13 protein-coding genes are annotated in these 17,606 nt (G+C 43.3%); 11 read left to right on the forward strand and 2 right to left on the reverse strand.

Annotation, left to right across the window (positions count from 1 at the left end):
• The 4 genes from ACKWCA_RS14525 (at position 1) to ACKWCA_RS14540 (ending at position 4,460) form a co-directional block, all read left to right on the forward strand.
• A complete protein-coding gene (locus ACKWCA_RS14525) occupies positions 1–705 on the forward strand; it encodes a sulfite exporter TauE/SafE family protein (protein ID WP_413978944.1) in 705 nt (234 codons plus the stop codon).
• Between the two features lie 10 nt (positions 706–715).
• Entirely contained in the window at positions 716–1,204 is a 489-nt protein-coding gene (locus ACKWCA_RS14530) for a GTP-binding protein (RefSeq protein WP_413978945.1), read from the forward strand.
• A gap of 72 nt (positions 1,205–1,276) precedes the next feature.
• Entirely contained in the window at positions 1,277–2,179 is a 903-nt protein-coding gene (locus tag ACKWCA_RS14535; RefSeq protein ID WP_413979498.1) for a tryptophan 2,3-dioxygenase family protein, read from the forward strand.
• A gap of 484 nt (positions 2,180–2,663) precedes the next feature.
• On the forward strand, positions 2,664–4,460 hold the full coding sequence (locus ACKWCA_RS14540) for a hypothetical protein (RefSeq protein ID WP_413978946.1): 1,797 nt from the start codon (positions 2,664–2,666) through the stop codon (positions 4,458–4,460).
• Positions 4,461–4,562: 102 nt separating this feature from the next.
• Here ACKWCA_RS14540 and ACKWCA_RS14545 read toward each other — a convergent pair whose 3' ends face one another.
• Positions 4,563–5,384 carry a universal stress protein gene (locus ACKWCA_RS14545; protein WP_413978947.1) on the reverse strand — a complete coding sequence of 274 codons (822 nt, stop codon included), beginning with the start codon at positions 5,382–5,384 and terminating at the stop codon, positions 4,563–4,565.
• 86 nt (positions 5,385–5,470) lie between these two features.
• Positions 5,471–6,832: an oxygen-independent coproporphyrinogen III oxidase gene (gene hemN, locus ACKWCA_RS14550; protein WP_413978948.1), complete on the reverse strand. Its 1,362-nt coding sequence runs from the start codon at positions 6,830–6,832 to the stop codon at positions 5,471–5,473.
• A gap of 238 nt (positions 6,833–7,070) precedes the next feature.
• Here hemN and ACKWCA_RS14555 point away from each other — a divergent pair, with 238 nt between their 5' ends.
• From ACKWCA_RS14555 to ACKWCA_RS14585, 7 genes are all read left to right on the forward strand, one after another.
• Complete coding sequence (locus ACKWCA_RS14555; protein ID WP_413978949.1) at positions 7,071–8,762, forward strand: sulfatase family protein; 1,692 nt, start codon at positions 7,071–7,073, stop codon at positions 8,760–8,762.
• A gap of 8 nt (positions 8,763–8,770) precedes the next feature.
• Positions 8,771–10,567: an FAD-dependent oxidoreductase gene (locus ACKWCA_RS14560; RefSeq protein WP_413978950.1), complete on the forward strand. Its 1,797-nt coding sequence runs from the start codon at positions 8,771–8,773 to the stop codon at positions 10,565–10,567.
• Positions 10,564–11,649 (forward strand): hypothetical protein, encoded by a 1,086-nt coding sequence (locus tag ACKWCA_RS14565; RefSeq protein WP_413978951.1) that lies wholly within the window; start codon positions 10,564–10,566, stop codon positions 11,647–11,649. Before ACKWCA_RS14560 ends, ACKWCA_RS14565 begins: the two co-directional genes overlap by 4 nt.
• A 14-nt stretch (positions 11,650–11,663) precedes the next feature.
• Positions 11,664–12,962: a glycoside hydrolase family 117 protein gene (locus ACKWCA_RS14570; protein WP_413978952.1), complete on the forward strand. Its 1,299-nt coding sequence runs from the start codon at positions 11,664–11,666 to the stop codon at positions 12,960–12,962.
• Positions 12,959–14,752, forward strand: coding sequence for an arylsulfatase (locus tag ACKWCA_RS14575; protein WP_413978953.1), 1,794 nt, complete (start codon positions 12,959–12,961; stop codon positions 14,750–14,752). The genes ACKWCA_RS14570 and ACKWCA_RS14575 overlap by 4 nt, the downstream gene beginning before the upstream one ends.
• The gene (locus ACKWCA_RS14580) at positions 14,749–16,044 is read left to right on the forward strand and encodes a glycoside hydrolase family 117 protein (protein ID WP_413978954.1); all 1,296 of its coding nucleotides are present in this window, start codon (positions 14,749–14,751) and stop codon (positions 16,042–16,044) included. Before ACKWCA_RS14575 ends, ACKWCA_RS14580 begins: the two co-directional genes overlap by 4 nt.
• 136 nt (positions 16,045–16,180) lie before the next feature.
• Positions 16,181–17,599 carry a sulfatase-like hydrolase/transferase gene (locus ACKWCA_RS14585; protein WP_413978955.1) on the forward strand — a complete coding sequence of 473 codons (1,419 nt, stop codon included), beginning with the start codon at positions 16,181–16,183 and terminating at the stop codon, positions 17,597–17,599.
• Positions 17,600–17,606 lie beyond the last annotated feature (7 nt).

Here is a 17,606-nt window from a genome sequence, read left to right on the forward strand (position 1 = left end):
ATGCTTGTATCGGCAATCATATTGGGTTTAATGGGTAGTCTTCACTGCGTTGGTATGTGCGGCCCTATCGCCTTTATGCTTCCGGTAGACAGAACCAATGGGTATCGAAAATTCGGACAGGTCTTGATCTATCATCTTGGGCGACTTACCGCATATAGCCTTATCGGTTTGGTGTTCGGGTTGCTTGGCAAAGGACTTTATGTCTTTGGAATACAACAAAAACTCTCCATCATCATTGGAATAGTAATGATCGTCTTGGTTTTGATCCCTTATAAAAGCATGAAACGTTTTAGTTTGGCAAAACCCGTATACCGACTTATTTCAAAAATCAAAAGTCGACTAGGTCAAGAGCTCAAAAAGAAATCGCCCGATACCTTTATCACCATCGGTTTTTTGAACGGCTTTCTTCCCTGCGGATTGGTATACATGGCCCTGTTTGGAGCAATCGCCATGGGCGATGCGCTCAAGGGAAGTTTATACATGGTCTTGTTTGGGTTAGGTACGGTTCCGCTCATGACCGCCGCCATTTACTTTAGCGGTCTATTAAAAGGTGCTGTCCGTCAAAACGTGCAACGACTCATACCGGTTTTCATTGTTTTGATCGGTGCGCTGTTTATTTTACGAGGGTTGGGCCTAGGTATTCCCTACCTCTCCCCCGCTCCAGTTTTGGATATGGTATCCAGTACGGTCGAGTGCCATAACTAATCAAACGCTTATGAAGCCGATACCCAATGACATCGTTTTAAGGCCTCGGTTTCAATTAGAGCTATCAACTCCAAAAGAACAGCTTCTAGAAAGTTTTGAAAAATCGCAAATACCCCCATTCTTGGTGAAGCGTTTAGACGAACATGTATTTATCAAATTCAGTCCGGAACACAATCATTTCTGGTCTCCGCAACTACATCTAGAAATCGACGGTTTGAATGAAACGAGCAGTAAGTTGCACGGGGTTTTTGGACCCAATCCGACCCTATGGACCTTTTTCATGTTTCTACATTTCGGAGTAGCCACCATATTCATCATCTTGGGGGTTTGGGCCTATTCAAGTGCCTCGTTGAACAAACCCTACAAATTTCAACTTGTATTGATGGTATTTATGGTACTGTTGTGGATAGTGCTCTACATTTTCGGTAGAACCGGAAAACACAAAGGGAAACCACAAATGCAAGAGCTCTACCGTTTTATGATGGGAGTTTTGACGTAACGGTTCATGTAAACCTCTTGATCAAAGTGCTTGAACTGATAGACCATCGACATCTACGAACATAAAATAATCATTGTGAATACCAATAAAAAGATCCAAAAGAAATATGAGGAATTGGGTGAGAATCCTGAAACCTATTTACAAGGTTTACTACATGCAAAGCCCATTGCGTACTGGGATTATGTTGAAGTTGACACCTTATTATCCCTACAAAAACCTCGTACCGATTTCAAAGATGAAACCATTTTCATTATGTATCATCAGGTAACGGAACTCTTATTAAAAATGATGCGCCATGAAATCAAGCAGATCGTTGAAGAAAAAAAAGTTGACGAACCATTTTTGATTGAAAAAATAAACCGTCTCAATCGCTATACGACGATGCTTATTACTTCTTTTGATATTATGAAAGATGGAATGAACTACGATGACTATAATACCTTCCGAACCACTCTTACCCCGGCAAGTGGTTTTCAAAGTGCCCAGTTCAGATTTATCGAATTGTATTGTACGCGTTTAGAAAATCTGGTGAACTCCGAAGGCAAAAAGAGACTGCCAGAGCACCCTACCCTTGAAGAATATTTTGAACAACTGTATTGGAAAGATGCAGGATTCGACCGTAAATCCCATAAAAAAACATTGACCCTTATCCAGTTTGAAGAAAGATACTTGGAAGAATTAATGATACTTGCCAAGAAAAATAAGGGTAAGACCATTGAAGATAAAGTATTACAGATTCAAGACCCCTCTGAACACCTCAAGCAAAAACTGAAGGAATTTGACCATCTGTACAACATGAAATGGCCCATGGTACATTTAAAAACGGCGCAACACTATTTAAATAGTAAAGGAGAGAACAAAGCCGCGACCGGAGGGTCGGAATGGAAAAAATACTTGCATCCAAAATATCAACAACGAAAATTCTTCCCGTTACTTTGGAGCGAGGAGGAAAAGAAGAATTGGGGTACGGAATAAGAATTTACACCTGCCCTTCGGTCCTTTGAACCGAACGTTTCGTAAAAAAGAGCCATACCAGATTCAATGGAATCAGACAACTTGCCAGCACCAAGGTTTAAAATATCCATTGAGAATCGCGATACCCAGCCCAAAAACGCGATACGTGCGTACGTTTGTACAACGAATTTTAGGTTGTCGGTAGGTCAAAAACCTAGAATAAACGTAAAATCACGCCCTATACAGCTGCTACAAAAAAGTAAAGGAACGCTACCCAAGATGTAATTTCAAAGACATCATTTGTTTGCGGTAGGTTCTAGAAATCCTTCAGATAATTTGGTTGTTAACATCGGATTGAGAACAGTTAATCAGGCCAAAAAAACCTGATAAAAATCATGTTTTAGGGGAGGCATAAAGGCCATTTTTGTACACTACGGACTCCACCTCATGAACAAAAATGGCTCGGAGGCACTTAACTCTTTTGAAGAAATCAAAATAACCTTCTATGACTACTGGACATTCTTTTCACATTCCCGTTATGGGCATCGGCTTTACCATTGATTCCCCGGTAAAAGTTTCTCAATTCGGTATCGACTCGGTAATATCTCTAGTCGATGATATCCTTCTTGAAAAGTTACGCAAAATGTACTGTGGTAAGTTCAACCTTCCCTATAACGAGATTACGGACAAAATAGACGATTTCAGGGCATTGCGTATTACTTCGTATCTCGATACGATACAGCATATTGCCCAAGAAAAATTTGAGGATTTCAAGACGACAACGACCGAAACGGCCAACAGCATCAAACACTACTTCAGTTCACTCCCGGATTCGTCAGTATTCAAACAAGAGTTTTTTCAGTTGACACGAAACGATTTCAATCTGGAAGACGTCAAAAAGTGGATGAAAGAACATATGCCAATGGGAAGCATCGATGTCAACATCATGACAAAAGTAGATAAGGAGAACTATATTAAAAAAAAGAAACTACCCGCTGAATTTAATGATGCCCACGCGGCCCTAAGAGGATTTGCAAAAAGCAAATTACATTCCTCCGTAGTGCTTTCCGCTGGAATGAACCCTAGACTGTATAGCTATTTGGAGCAGTTCGATGCGTTTTTTCCCGATTCCAACGGCTATATCGAAAAGAAAATCGTTCTAAAGGTAAGTGATTATCGATCGGCTCTAATACAAGGGAAATTTCTAGCAAAGAAAGGGATTTGGGTATCGGAATACCGTATTGAATCAGGACTCAATTGCGGAGGTCATGCCTTTGCCACGGATGGTTACCTTATGGGGCCGATCTTGCAACAATTCAAGGATAATCGAAAGCAATTGATAGTGACGGTCCACGAACTCTTGATAAATGCACTTCAACTCAAAGGGCGGACGATACCGAAGCGACCATTGCCTTTAAAAATTACGGCACAAGGGGGTGTTGGTACTGCTGAAGAGCATCGATTTCTATTGGAAGAATACCAAGTAGATTCCGTGGGTTGGGGTTCAGCCTTCCTTTTGGTTCCCGATGCTACAACGGTAGATAAGGCCACCTTGAAGAAATTGGTACGGGCCAAGGAAAAAGATCTCTACTTGAGCAATATCTCACCTTTAGGTATCCCTTTCCACAGTTTAAAGGGCAATACCAAAGACATTGAAAAAGAAATTCGGATTTCACATGGAAAACCGGGCAGTCCTTGCCCGAAAAAATTCGTCGCCCTCAACAAAGACTTCAAGGAAAATGGTCTCTGCACCGCTTCGCGGCAATACCAAAATAAAAAACTAGAAGAGTTAGCGACGCTAAACCTCAACAGATCGGAATACGGATACCACTATCAAAAAATCACCGAAAAATCGTGTACCTGCGTAGGATTGGGTACGGCTGCCTTGCTCGCATACGATCTTGACACAAAGATTGAGGGAGATGGGGTATCCATATGCCCTGGACCGAACATGGCCTATTTTTCGAAGATTACATCACTACAGGATATGATCCGCCATATTTATGGTAAAACGAATATTATGGATCGGACTGACCGCCCTAATATGTTCATCAAAGAACTCTTCATTTATCTCGACTATTTAAAAGACAAAATTGAAGATACCAGGAAAAGGGTCACCGATCGACAAAAAAAATATATGCTAACGTTTGCTGCTAATCTTAAAGACGGTATAGCGTATTACCATACCATTTTTGACCGTTTGGGGGCGGACTTTAAAGAGGTCAAATCTCAGTTAGGCCACGATTTGGAAAAAGGTTCCAGCATCTTACGGTCGTTAGAGGAAGAGATAGCGACGATGTGATGCGACAACCCAGCTCAACCTAACTACTTGGTCTTCAAATAAACTTCGCCATTGTCTTGAATACACCGGAGCGCAATTAAAACCCGATATTCATCCAGCAGATCAAATCTTAAAGGTGACCACTGGTATTGTAGAATGATTCGATACATCTTCCCCTATACTTCCCATAAAGAAATGAGAGAGCCCCTTTCGTCCATGGGTCGGAATTCCGATCATATCAGCGCTGATGGTTTCACTAAAATTCAAGATACCACTCTGTACACTATAATCATTATAGATTTCTACTTCCAAGCCCGCATTCGCTTTGCTTAAAAACGTATTGATCTGCTCATAGGTATCCTTATGGCTTAGAAAGTCATCTCCAGGCGTGTTGATATACACCAATTCCAGTTCGGCATTGAGTAGTTTAGCAAAATCCTTGGCCTTATGAAAAGCTGTCAAACTCTCTTCCTTAAAATCACAGGCAAAAGCAAACCGTTCGACTTTGAAGTCCTTAATTTCTTCCTTGATGACCAAAACCGGTATATCCGCGTTGCGAACTACTTTCTCGGCATTAGATCCCACAAATATCTCCTTTAAACCATCGGTACCGTGCGAACCCATTACGATCAAGTCGGCACCGTTTTCTTCGGCCACCTCGTTGACCTCACTAAAAACCTTAAAATGCTTAATAATAGGAGTCACTTTGATACCTTCCAAACAAGGTCGGTCTAAAAATTCACCAAATCTTTTTTCGGCCAGCTTGAGAAGAAAAACGGTCTGTTCAGGATGAAATCCCTCAGAGGAGGTGATCATGGCCTGATTCAACTCAAGCATATGCAATGCCAAAATCTCGGCATCGTGTTTTTTTGCCAAGGAAGCGGCAACTTTGATGGCAAATTTAGATTGTTCTGAAAAGTCTACGGGTACGATTATTTTTTTCATAGAGCACTATTTTTAGTTTAGATACCTTTGGTCAAAAGAATTTTATTTGAGGGGTTCGATTCGTATTTCATTTATTATGAAGCCCTTTAAACGGTCATAGAGAATAATTTAGTTTCCGGGGCCTTTCGTTGCAAACGCAAGTCAAAGGCCATACAGATATTACGGACAAAAGGCTTGCCTTTAGAAGTTATCTTAAGATGACCTTCACGCATTACGATCAATCCGTCGGCGGACATTTCGGCCAAGCTGTCCTGTATACTATCCATTTCTGAAAGATAGCCGCGATGGGTGTCCCAAGAAGTTTCGAAGTTGCACATCAAATTCAAGATGTGCCTGCGAACGATCTGGTCTTCTTTGTTCAGGATATGTCCTCTGAAAATGGGAATGATATCGTTTTCCACCAAATGCTGATATTCCTCCAGACTCTTGACGTTCTGGGCAAAACCATACCAGCTGTCACTGATACTCGATGCACCAAGACCTACCATTAAAGAGGTCTTCGATGCGGTATAGCCCATAAAATTCCGGTGCAGTTTTCCTGCCTCCATCGATTGGTAAAGGGTATCGCTTTCCAAGGCAAAATGATCCATACCGATTTCGTGATAACCTACATCGATGAGTAGCGCCTTTCCCTTTTCATACTGTTGACGCTTTTCATCAGCAGAGGGCAAATCCGAATCTTTATAACCACGCTGCCCATTACCTTTCATCCAAGGCACATGCGCATAGCTATAAAATGCCAAGCGATCTGGTTGCAGTTCCTTCGTTTTTAATATGGTTTCCTCTACATGTTTCAACGTCTGGTGGGGAAGCCCAAAAATAATATCATGACCCACAGAGGTATATCCTATTTCCCGAGCCCAATCGGTTACCCGCTTCACATTTTCGAAAGGTTGAACCCGATGAATGGCTTTCTGAACCGTCAGGTTATAATCTTGCACTCCATAGCTGACCCTTCTGAAACCCACATCATATAGCGCCTGTAAATGCGCACGGGTGGTATTGTTCGGATGCCCTTCAAAACTCAATTCCGCGTTCTCCGCCTTATGGGTATATCGGAAAATGCCCATAATGAGTTTTTTTAAATTTTCCGGGGAGAAAAAAGTTGGCGTACCCCCTCCAAGATGCAACTCCTTAATCATAGCCTTTTCGGAAAAAAGATTGCGGTACAGCTTCCATTCTTTGAGAATTGCATGGACATAAGGCAATTCAACATCGTGTCGTTTGGTAATTCGCTTATGACAACCGCAGAACGTACACATACTCTCGCAAAACGGTAAGTGAATGTAGAGGCTCATTCCCTCTTTTGAATTGGTCGCCTTGAAACTATGGGCTACCGATTCTTCCCATTTCTTTCCGGAAAAAGAATTCAAATCCCAATAAGGAACAGTGGGGTAACTTGTATATCTTGGCCCTGGTATGTTGTATTTCTGAACTAAACTGCACATAATTTAATTATAATCTTTCCCCAAAGCTAGGTAGCCCGCACGATTCAAAATATGACTAAAGTCATGTTTGACTTGGCCTTTGTGTTTTTGGACCGCCAGAAAGACATATGAGTTACTTTTTAACCCATTGTTGAGCTATTGTCTAGTAAGAATAGGTATTATCGTGTCATACTTTCGCTATATTTAAACAGCATTATCCATATACCGATCAGCTTGAACAAGTGAAACAACCGACCTTATGAAAATCAAATCCATCGCTTCTACTATCGTTTTTAGCGTGGCACTCGTATTCCTTTTTATTTCTTGTGATGGAAAAGAAGAAGAAAAAGCCCGTTCCCAAAAACCGAACATTATTTACATCATGTCAGATGATCACACTACGCAAGGCTTTGGGATCTACGGCAGCAGATTGGCAGCACTAAATCCGACGCCGAATCTCGATGCACTTGCCAAAGAGGGGATGATCTTTGACAACGCTTTCGTGAACAATGCTATTTGTGTTCCGAGTAGGGCTGCCATTATCACCGGACAACGAGCACAGACCAACGGGGTATTGGATTTAGAAGGGGCGATTGCTCCGGAAAAACAATTCCTTCCAAAGGAAATGAAGAAATTAGGCTATCAGACCGCCATTGTCGGTAAGTGGCATCTACATCATGAACCTGCCGCTTTTGATTTCTATCAGGTATTGCCCGGACAGGGAAAGTATTATGATCCCGAATTCCGGGTCCAAGGTGAAAATCCATGGCCGGAAAACGTGGTTCAAACCAAGGGGCATTCGTCCGATATGATTATGGATGCTACCCTGGACTATCTCAAAAATAAAAGGAATCCCGATCAACCTTTTTTCTTGATGCATCATTTTAAGGCACCCCATGATGATTTCGAATATGCCCCGCGCTATGAGGACTATCTTGCGGATACGTTTATCCCCGAGCCTGAAAGTCTGTATGCTATCGGAAACCATGGTTCCGAAGCCATTCGGGGCACCAATGATTCATTAACGCGAATTGTGGGTTCATCGGTCTCCCATCGAAATGTCATTCGAAACCAGGCCATGAATATTTATTGGAATGACAGTACCATTTATAAACAATACCGAAATGCACGGGATATCAAACCGGAAGAATATGTGAAATGGCAAATTGACGAGGAAGAACGAAACTATACCAGTAAAGTCTATCAAGATTATTTAAAAAAGTACTTGCGCTGCGTAAAGGGGGTCGATGACAATATCAAACGCCTGTTGGATTACCTGAAGGAAGAAAATCTTCTTGAAAACACCATCATCGTCTATACCGGCGACCAAGGCTTTATGCTTGGCGAACATGATTATATCGACAAACGCTGGATGTACGATGAATCGATGCGAATGCCCTTCTTTGTGCGCTACCCTGAAAGAATCAAAGCAGCTAGCCGCACGGATGCCATCATCAACAATACTGATTTCGCCCCTACGATGATCGAATTGGCTGGTGGAACAACCCCAGAGTATATGCAAGGAAAAAGTTTCAAAACCATTTTAGAAACCGGTAACGAGCCCGCAGATTGGCAAAAGGCCACCTATTACCGCTATTGGATGCATTTGGCCCACCGCCATCAAAATCCTGCGCATTTTGGTGTACGTACCAAAGATTATAAACTGATATTTTATTATGGCAAATACTGGGTCGATACCGATGATCCAAAGGCCACCTGGAATAAGGAGAGCTGGGGTAACGACTTTACCAACCACACGCCTCCCGCTTGGGAGTTTTACGATTTGAAAAAAGACCCGAAGGAAATGAACAATGCTTACGAAGACCCAGCATATACCGATACCATTGCCGATCTAAAGCGACAGCTCATTACGCTACGTGAAGAGCTGAATGAAACCGACGCAAACTATCCACATATACAAAAAGTGATCGACGCACATTGGAACGATTAACATACGAAATGAAAACACTTCACTACATAACCCTTCTTTGTGTCCTACTGGGAATGAACCGTCTCATCGGTCAAGACCTCCTAGTCGAAGCTGAGAGTTTCGACAATCCTGGAGGGTGGACCATTGACCCACAATTCGAGCAGCAAATGGGATCACCGTATTTATTGGCCCATGGTATCGGTGAGCCTGTACAAAATGCCACAACCCAGGTGTCGTTTGAATCACTAGGGGAATATCATATCTGGGTCCGTACAAAAAACTGGGTCCCCGGTGATTGGGAGGCCCCTGGCCAATTTCAGCTGAAAATAGGAGAAAAAACACTAGATAAGGTATTAGGGCTCCGTTCCGGCTGGGGCTGGGAATATGTCGATAAAATGGGCATCACCGATAAGCAAATCGATATAGAACTGGTGGATCTCACCGGATTCGATGGTAGGTGCGATGCCATTTATTTTTCAACAAAATACGAAGAGCCGCCATCGGCATTCAAAAAGTTAGTTGAATGGCGCAAGAAAGTAAAAGCTGAACCGAATGCTCCATCATTGACCAAATCGTATGACTTGGTAGTCATCGGAGGGGGAATCGCTGGATGTGCCGCCTCTATAGCGGCGGCGGAAGAGGGACTCAAAGTGGCTTTGATTCATGATCGACCGGTTTTGGGCGGAAATGCCAGTGAAGAGATTCGTGTACATACCTTGGGTATCTATGGGAATTTTGAGCGTATTCTTAAGAAATTGGATACGGAGCACTATCCAAATGGAAGTGCCGAAGCGAAAGCAGATCAGAAAAAAAGGGATGACAACGTAAAGAGTTATAAGAACATCGATCTATTTTTAAACCACAGGGCATACGACGCAAAAGCCGAAGATAATTCAATTCAATATGTCGATGCCAGACATACCGCCACTGGTCATCGCATTCGTTTTACCGCGCCCCGTTTTGTAGATTCCACCGGTGACGGATGGATCGGTTTTTGGGCAGGTGCGGAATTCAACTATGGGCGCGAGAGCTCCGAAACCTACGACGAAACCTGGGAAGAACATGGTGAACTATGGACCCCGACCGAACCCGATGATGCGGTTATGGGGTCTTCCGTACTGTGGGGTTCAAAGGAGACAGAGGTAGCACAAGAATTTCCTGATGTTCCCTGGGCCATGTCCGTAGCAAAAAAATATGCAAGGGTCGCCGGAGAGTGGCAATGGGAATTCAGTAGTCCCGACCACAATCAAATCGATGATGCCGAAGATATTCGAGACCATATGTTACGTGCGATTTACGGCTCGTTCGCCAATGCCAAAAAAGATTCATTGAATAGCAAGCGAAAGTTGGAGTGGGTTTCCTCCCTTGTCGGAAAACGCGAATCACGACGCTTGGTCGGTGACCATATCTTCACCTTCAACGATGCCAAAGAAGGGCGTAAGTTTCCTGATGGAGTCGTTATCGAGGTTCGCGATGTGGATATTCACTACCAGACTGTTTTGGAAGATGAAGAAAATCCCGATTTTATTTCCGAGGCGTTGTTCTACAAGACACCGCAATACTACATTCCCTATCGCAGTCTCTATTCCAAGAACATTTCGAACTTATTTATGGCCGGGCGAAATTTCAGTTGCTCGCATGCGGGACTCGGTGGTCCACGGGTCATGCGCACAACCGGACAAATGGGGGCCGCGGTGGGTTTTGCTGCGGCATTGTGCAAAAAGTACGACGTCAACCCCCGAGAAATCTATACGGGTTATTTAGAGGAGTATCTGGCCCTGATCGAACGACAAAAATTTGAAAAAATTCCAGAATCGAAAAAATGAGAACCCTCCTTTTTCTGGTTTTAGTAGGTCTACTTTCCGGAACCCGTCCAATTCCGAAAGAGTTCATGGATAGTCCTCCGGAATACTTTGTGCTCGAGTGGAAAGAGGGTATAAGATTGCATCACGAACCAACAGATTTTTTTATTGAGATAGATTCCTACGGCAGGCAAGAGGTGCTTGCATTGGTCGATGAAAAAAAAGCACCTATATTGTATACAGCGGATATAGCTACCCCTGTTTGTGCAGATGGTGAATGCAAACTGATGAACATCAAATTCTATTGGACGTTGTTAGGCGAGTACGCCGGATTTGACCGATACCCCATGATGCCTTTGACCAAACATGACCATGATGTCTTTGAAGAAGAGGACTATCAAAAACTGCATCGTCTTTTAAATGATGATAAAAGCCCTTTAGGTCGCCGAACAATCGACCAACTGGTTGAAAAGCCAACAATGAGAACGGTAAATGGGGTTGACGCCATTTCCGGTGCCACCATTACCCAAGTTAAGGAAGCCGTGGTTTCAGGGGCCCTATACTCGTGTTATACGGCATGGCACTTGGTTCATGGAGACATTCAAGAACAGTTAAAAGCACATACGCTGGCTACCTTAGACAAGGAAACGACCCAACATATGCTCTATAGCGTAAATCCTGGGTATCAATTATTTGCATTGAACCATATGGATATTCCTGAATACGGGACACATTATGAACAGTTGGCCCAAATCTTTAGAACCGGTACCCCACTTGTGCGCAGCATTGTCGCCAAAAGGTTAACCTCGAAATTTAAGGATGTGCCCCAATTGCAACGTCCTTTTTGGGATGCGTTTGAGATTGTGGATTCGAGCAGTAGAAGCTTGATGATTAAATATTTAGCGCAAGCGCCCGATTATGTTCCCGAACTGCTCTCCAAAAAACTGGGTGCGATGAGCAAGAATCAACTCAAGGGCTTTTTTAATTATTTGAGGGGAAACAATGTGCTGCAAACCCAAACGCGTGTGAACATTCTCGAATTTTCAAAATCCGAAAATCAGACCTATGCCTATTTGGCACGGGAATTTCTTGAAGAATTGGAATGATAACGTAACCGACCATGAAAATCCCATTTATCTTATTCCATATCATCTCTTTCTTAATGGTGGTTTCCTGTGGTGAACCGGAAACCAAATCGGCCCCAGTTTCGGCGAAAATATCGAAAGCGGTCTTTCCGCATAAAATACCAACGGAGAAACCTGATATTCCTATGAGTACGGCTACCGAAAGAATGTTCGACTATCCTGGTAAAGGCATACATGACAATGAACTCTTTTCACAATTCAAGTATACGCCATTAGTGGGGTTTGATTACCACAACGAGGATGGAACGGTATCAAGACGTGACCCTTCAAGACCCATAAAGGTTAACGGAACCTATTATATCTACTATACCAAAAGGCAGACAAAGATCCCACCGATAGGAGCTAAAAATGCGATTAAGGCCACTGATGAAATCCCATCCACGGATTGGGACTTATGTGATATTTGGTATGCGACAAGTATCGATGGTACTACTTGGGAAGAACAGGGAATAGCAGTAGCCCGACCCGAAAAACCGAATTCAGGTTGGCGTTCAGTAGCCACGCCCGACATCTTGATCTGGAAAGGCAAATATTACCTGTACTATCAGGCCTTTGATGAACCAAGCGGCCTTCGTGGTGATTGGTGCCCGGTGTCCGTTTCATACGCCGATAGTCCAGCTGGACCTTGGACCCACGGTGCCGACAAGGTCATTCCTTTTGGAAAAAAGGGGGAATGGGACCAAGATGCAACCCATGATCCACACCCTATTGTATTTAGGAACAGGATTTACCTCTATTACAAGGCTGCCTTTAATAAATGGCCAGAAATAAGGGATCGGTATGCTGTTGGCCACGGATTGGTTATTTCGGATGACCCCTTAGGTCCGTTTGAGAAACACCCGTTGAATCCGGTGATGACCTCAGGACATGAAACCACCTACTTTCCCTTTAAAAAGGGAGTAGCCGCTTTGACCATAAGGGATGGAAATGAGCGTGAGACCATGCAATATTCCGAAGATGGGGTAAATTTTGAAATAGCTTCCAGTCTTTCGTTCACACCTGTAGCCGCGGCCCCCCATATTCCGGATGCCTTTACTAATACGGATTATGGAAAGGGATTTACCTGGGGACTCTGTCATTTTATCAATGCCGGTGGTGCAGGGAAACAACATTCCATTATGGCCCGTTTTGATTGTGATTTAAGCTTAGACTATGACAATCCACAGGTCTTTAAGAAAAGTACGGTATGGCACAAGCCCGAAGTATACTTCCAACAAGGTCTTGATAAGCAAACTAAACTACAAAATGTCAATAAGGATAAAACCGTGGAATGAAGTATCGCTTAATATACTGTACCTTCTTGATTTACCTCTCCTCATTTTCGCAAAAGGGAGTTCAATCAAGACAACCCAATGTCATCTTGATCCTGACCGATGACCAAGGGATCGGTGAGCTTGGTGCCCACGGGAATCCGTGGATACAAACCCCCAACATCGATAAATTTTACGGAAATGCCGTGCGCTTGACCGATTTTCATGTGAATCCCGTTTGTACTCCGACTCGAGCAGCAATCATGACCGGACGCTACCCCATAAACAATGGAGCTTGGGCTACTTATAAAGGACGTGATGCCTTATCGCAGGGAGCCCTCACCATGGCAAAACTCTTTCAAACAAATGGATATAAAACAGGAATTTTCGGGAAATGGCATTTAGGGGATAATTACCCTGTACGCCCCACTGATATGGGTTTTGATATGGCTGTACATCATAAGGCTGGGGGTGTTGGAGAATTATCTGATTACTGGGGCAATACCTATTTTAATGATACCTATTATGTAAATAATGAACCTAAAGAATTTAAAGGATACTGTACGGATGTATGGTTTGAAGAGGCCATGAAATTCATAGAAAATCACAAAGCCCGTCCTTTTTTCATTTACCTCCCAACCAATGCACCGCATAGTCCATTTTACGTGGAGAAGAAGTATGCTGCTCCTTACCAGCCATTAAAGGGAAGCGACATATTGAATCCGGAGTTCTATGGCATGATTACCAATATCGACGAGAATTTCGGAACCCTTGAAAAGTTCTTGAAGAAGAACAAGATCGCCGACAATACCATTCTCATTTTCATGACCGATAATGGTACCTCTGACGGAATCAGCAAAGACGGAACCCTTGGTTACAACCATGGGTTTAGAGGAAAGAAGAATGACCGGACCGAGGGCGGACATCGGGTTCCCTTTTTCATTCGTTGGAAAGATGGAGATATCAAAGGAGGTTGGAATATTGATGAAGAAACGGCTCATATTGACCTGTTGCCTACATTGGCCAACTTATGTGGCATTTCCATTCCGAAAGAACGGCGATTGGACGGTTTGGATTTAAGTCCTCTACTCCTTAAAAAACAAACAGAACTGGAAGAACGCACTATTTTCATCCATAGTCGACAAGATTGGCGACAGCCACTTGATGTGGAGAACACCTGTATCATCAAAGACCAATGGCGATTGATCAACGGTACCGAGTTGTACCATATCGAAAAAGACCGAATGCAGCTGAACAACCTCGCAAAAGAACATCCAAGAGTTGTCGATCAGCTGCTAAAGGAAAATGCCGCCTTCCTCAAAAAGGCAAAAAAGAATGACACGTATTCCGAATTCCCCGCAGCAATAATTGGAAACGCCGATCAGCAAGAAATAAAATTGACCATTCAACATGCCATAGGTGATGATCTGGCCATCTGGAAAAGTGAACAGGTGGCAGCGGGTAAGAAGAACCAAAACAATACCCATGCCCTTGAAATTGAAAGGGAGGGCCATTATCGTATTTCATGTCGAAGATGGCCGAAGGAAAATCCTGGACGTATATGGGGAGTCCCTGAAAAGAACCCCAAAAATTGGTTTACCTATAAAGCCATCTCGCCCGAAAAGGTCCGAATACGAATCGCCAACCAGATCTTAGAAAAGAAAATCAGCAGGGAAGATGAGGCAATTGATTTTAGCGTCTATCTCGAAAAGGGGAAAACGTTTCTGGTCAATGATTTTATAGAAGGCGAACGCACCTATGGTGTTTACTATACCTACCTCTCTCCTATTGAAGATAAACCCGCAAACCAATGATAATCCATAGAAACTTTAAGTATCGTGCAATAGCCTTCGCTCTCATTGGGAGCGTATTGTTCAATTCCTGTGCTCAAAAACAGGTCGAAAAGAACGCTAGGCAAGATGAAGGAGGCTTCCCGTTTCATCTACCCGAAGAAAAACCGAAAAGGGCCCTGAGCGCCGCTATGGAAAGAATATATACCGATTATGCCTCACCAAGGCCAGAGCAGAACGAACTGTTCAGTCAATTCAAATATACCGAACTCGAGGGTTTTGATTATAAGGATCACGACGGCACCATTTCACGTCGCGACCCTTCTAAAACTATTTTATATAAAGGCAAATACTATGTATGGTATACGCATCGTGAAACCCCTGTACCACCAGTCGGAATTCCCAATGCCTCGAAATCGAATGATACCATTCCATCATCGGATTGGGATCTAGCTGATATTTATTATGCGACTTCTGAAGACGGGTTTATCTGGGAAGAACAAGGAGTGGCCATACCAAGGCCACCGGCACCCAATGTCGGTCATCGTTCTGTGACCACTACCGATATTTTAGTGTGGAAAGGAAAATACTATTTATACTATCAAGCCTTTTCAGTGGCATCCGGTAAAAATGGAGGAGACGATTGCCCCGTAGCAGTATCCTATGCCGATTCTCCCGATGGACCCTGGATACCCTATAACCAAGTCGTAATTCCCAATGGGGCGGAAGGCGAATGGGACCAAAACTCTATTCACGACCCCTACCCCTTGGTTCACAATGGTAAAATCTATCTGTATTACAAATCCGATTTTGGCGAGCGTCCCGACCTCGTTCGTATGCAAGGATTGGCCATAGCGGATGACCCTTTAGGCCCCTTTACAAAACATCCCTTGAACCCCGTAATTACCTCAGGGCATGAAACATCACTGTTTCCATTTAAAGAAGGGGTTGCCGCCTTAGTCTATAAAGATGGACCTGAACATAATACGGTACAGTATGCCGAAGATTGGGTGAACTTCGAAATTGCCTCCATCACGGAGCTAATGCCCTATGCGGCTGCTCCCTATGTTCCAGATGCTTTCACGGACACCAAGAATGGTCGTGGAATCAGTTGGGGGATCGCCCATTTCATCAATGTTACGGACAATTGGAATAAGTTCAGTTCCAAACTGGTCCGTTTCGATTGTGATCTAAGTCAAGACCTACACGACCCTGAAATGAAGAAACATCGTGTGGTACATTCACCAGAGGTGTATTTACAACAAGGGTTAAGTAAAAAACAGCGGAAACTGAGAAGTGAAAAACCACTAAAATAGGCCTGCGAGCTTTGTATTTTACCCTTCTGAGGTTCCATAATTGTTTTTTGGGTTAAAATAGAGTTAGCTCCAGATAATTCCTGCAAATTCGAAGAAAAACGATAACGGTACTTTTGAAACCATAGAGACTATGCACATGAGACATCTTTTAGCCTTACTATTCGTCATGTATATCCCTTGGGGATCTACGGCACAACAAACAACGACAGTTGAACCTGCAAAAAAGCCCAATATTATCTTGCTCTTTGCCGATGATGCAGGTTATGCCGATTTTGGTTTTCAAGGGAGTACGGAAATGATCACACCCCATTTGGACAAACTTGCATTAGAGGGTGTGCGATTTACCCAGGCCTATGTGACACATCCGACCTGCGGGCCTTCACGTGCAGGATTGATGACCGGAAAATCACAGTACCGATTCGGGTATGAAGAAAACAATGTACCCACATATATGAGTGCCGTTTCGGCAGTTGACGGAACCGAAATGGGCCTTCCGATAGAAGAGGTAACCATGGCCGATTACCTAAAAAAACAAGGCTATGCTACAGCAATCTATGGGAAATGGCATTTGGGGGGAGCTGATAGGTTCCATCCAACGAAAAGGGGATTCGATGAATTTTACGGATTTCGTGGCGGTGCGCGCAGTTATTTTGAATACACAGAAGCACCGAAAGATCGCATGAATCTAATGGAAAGAGGTTTTGGAAAATTTGAAGAATCCAAAGCATATCTTACGGAGGCTATTGCAAACGAATCCCTGGATTTTATCGAGCGAAATAGTAAAATCAACAAGCCATTCTTTGCTTTTCTTTCCTTTAATGCCGTCCATACTCCGATGGATGCAGTTCCAGAGGATTTGGCAAAATTTCCAGAATTGACCGGTAAACGTAAAATTGTGGCTGCAATGGGCTTGGCTTTAGATAGGGCTGTGGGTAAAGTATTGAACAAGCTAAAAGAATTGGGTATTGATAAAAACACTATTGTGGTTTTTACTAATGATAATGGGGGGCCAACGGATGCGAATGCATCGAGCAATCTCCCCTTAAGTGGCATAAAAGCAACTCATTTAGAAGGAGGTATTCGAGTGCCTTTTCTAATGAAGTGGCCCGGTAAACTTACCCCAAATACAACCTATACAAAACCGATAAGCACTTTTGACTTGCTTCCTACCTTCTTTAAGGCAGCTGGTGGAGACACTAAAAATCTAAAGGATATTGATGGCGTAGATTTACTTCCCTATATCAATGGAACTCTAACAGAACGGCCGCATGAAACCCTTTTTTGGAAACGTGATGCCCGAGCTGTTATGCGAAAAGGCGATTGGAAATTCATTCGTTTCCCCGATCGGCCCGCAGAACTGTTCTATTTACCGGAGGATGAGCGTGAATTGAACAATCTGGCCGACAAAGAACCGGAGCGCTACTTGCAAATGTACAAGGAGCTCTTCGCTTGGGAAGCCACTTTAGAGCGCCCTAGATGGCTGCTGAAAAAAGAGTACGAATGGCGGGATGTGCAACGTATGGATAAGTTTTGGTCTAAAAAGAATAACCAATAAACTGTTT

The sequence above is a fragment of the Maribacter corallii genome, from assembly GCF_047345415.1.
Classification (GTDB): Bacteria; Bacteroidota; Bacteroidia; order Flavobacteriales; family Flavobacteriaceae; genus Maribacter_C.

Excerpts from the sequence above, each read along its gene's own strand:
- ACKWCA_RS14525 (WP_413978944.1), top strand. The coding sequence starts at position 1 with ATGCTTGTATCGGCAATCATATTGGGTTTAATGGGTAGTCTTCACTGC.
- ACKWCA_RS14530 (WP_413978945.1), top strand. The coding sequence starts at position 716 with ATGAAGCCGATACCCAATGACATCGTTTTAAGGCCTCGGTTTCAATTA.
- ACKWCA_RS14540 (WP_413978946.1), top strand. The coding sequence starts at position 2,664 with ATGACTACTGGACATTCTTTTCACATTCCCGTTATGGGCATCGGCTTT.
- ACKWCA_RS14545 (WP_413978947.1), bottom strand. The coding sequence starts at position 5,384 with ATGAAAAAAATAATCGTACCCGTAGACTTTTCAGAACAATCTAAATTT.
- hemN (WP_413978948.1), bottom strand. The coding sequence starts at position 6,832 with ATGTGCAGTTTAGTTCAGAAATACAACATACCAGGGCCAAGATATACA.
- ACKWCA_RS14555 (WP_413978949.1), top strand. The coding sequence starts at position 7,071 with ATGAAAATCAAATCCATCGCTTCTACTATCGTTTTTAGCGTGGCACTC.
- ACKWCA_RS14560 (WP_413978950.1), top strand. The coding sequence starts at position 8,771 with ATGAAAACACTTCACTACATAACCCTTCTTTGTGTCCTACTGGGAATG.
- ACKWCA_RS14565 (WP_413978951.1), top strand. The coding sequence starts at position 10,564 with ATGAGAACCCTCCTTTTTCTGGTTTTAGTAGGTCTACTTTCCGGAACC.
- ACKWCA_RS14570 (WP_413978952.1), top strand. The coding sequence starts at position 11,664 with ATGAAAATCCCATTTATCTTATTCCATATCATCTCTTTCTTAATGGTG.
- ACKWCA_RS14575 (WP_413978953.1), top strand. The coding sequence starts at position 12,959 with ATGAAGTATCGCTTAATATACTGTACCTTCTTGATTTACCTCTCCTCA.
- ACKWCA_RS14580 (WP_413978954.1), top strand. The coding sequence starts at position 14,749 with ATGATAATCCATAGAAACTTTAAGTATCGTGCAATAGCCTTCGCTCTC.
- ACKWCA_RS14585 (WP_413978955.1), top strand. The coding sequence starts at position 16,181 with ATGAGACATCTTTTAGCCTTACTATTCGTCATGTATATCCCTTGGGGA.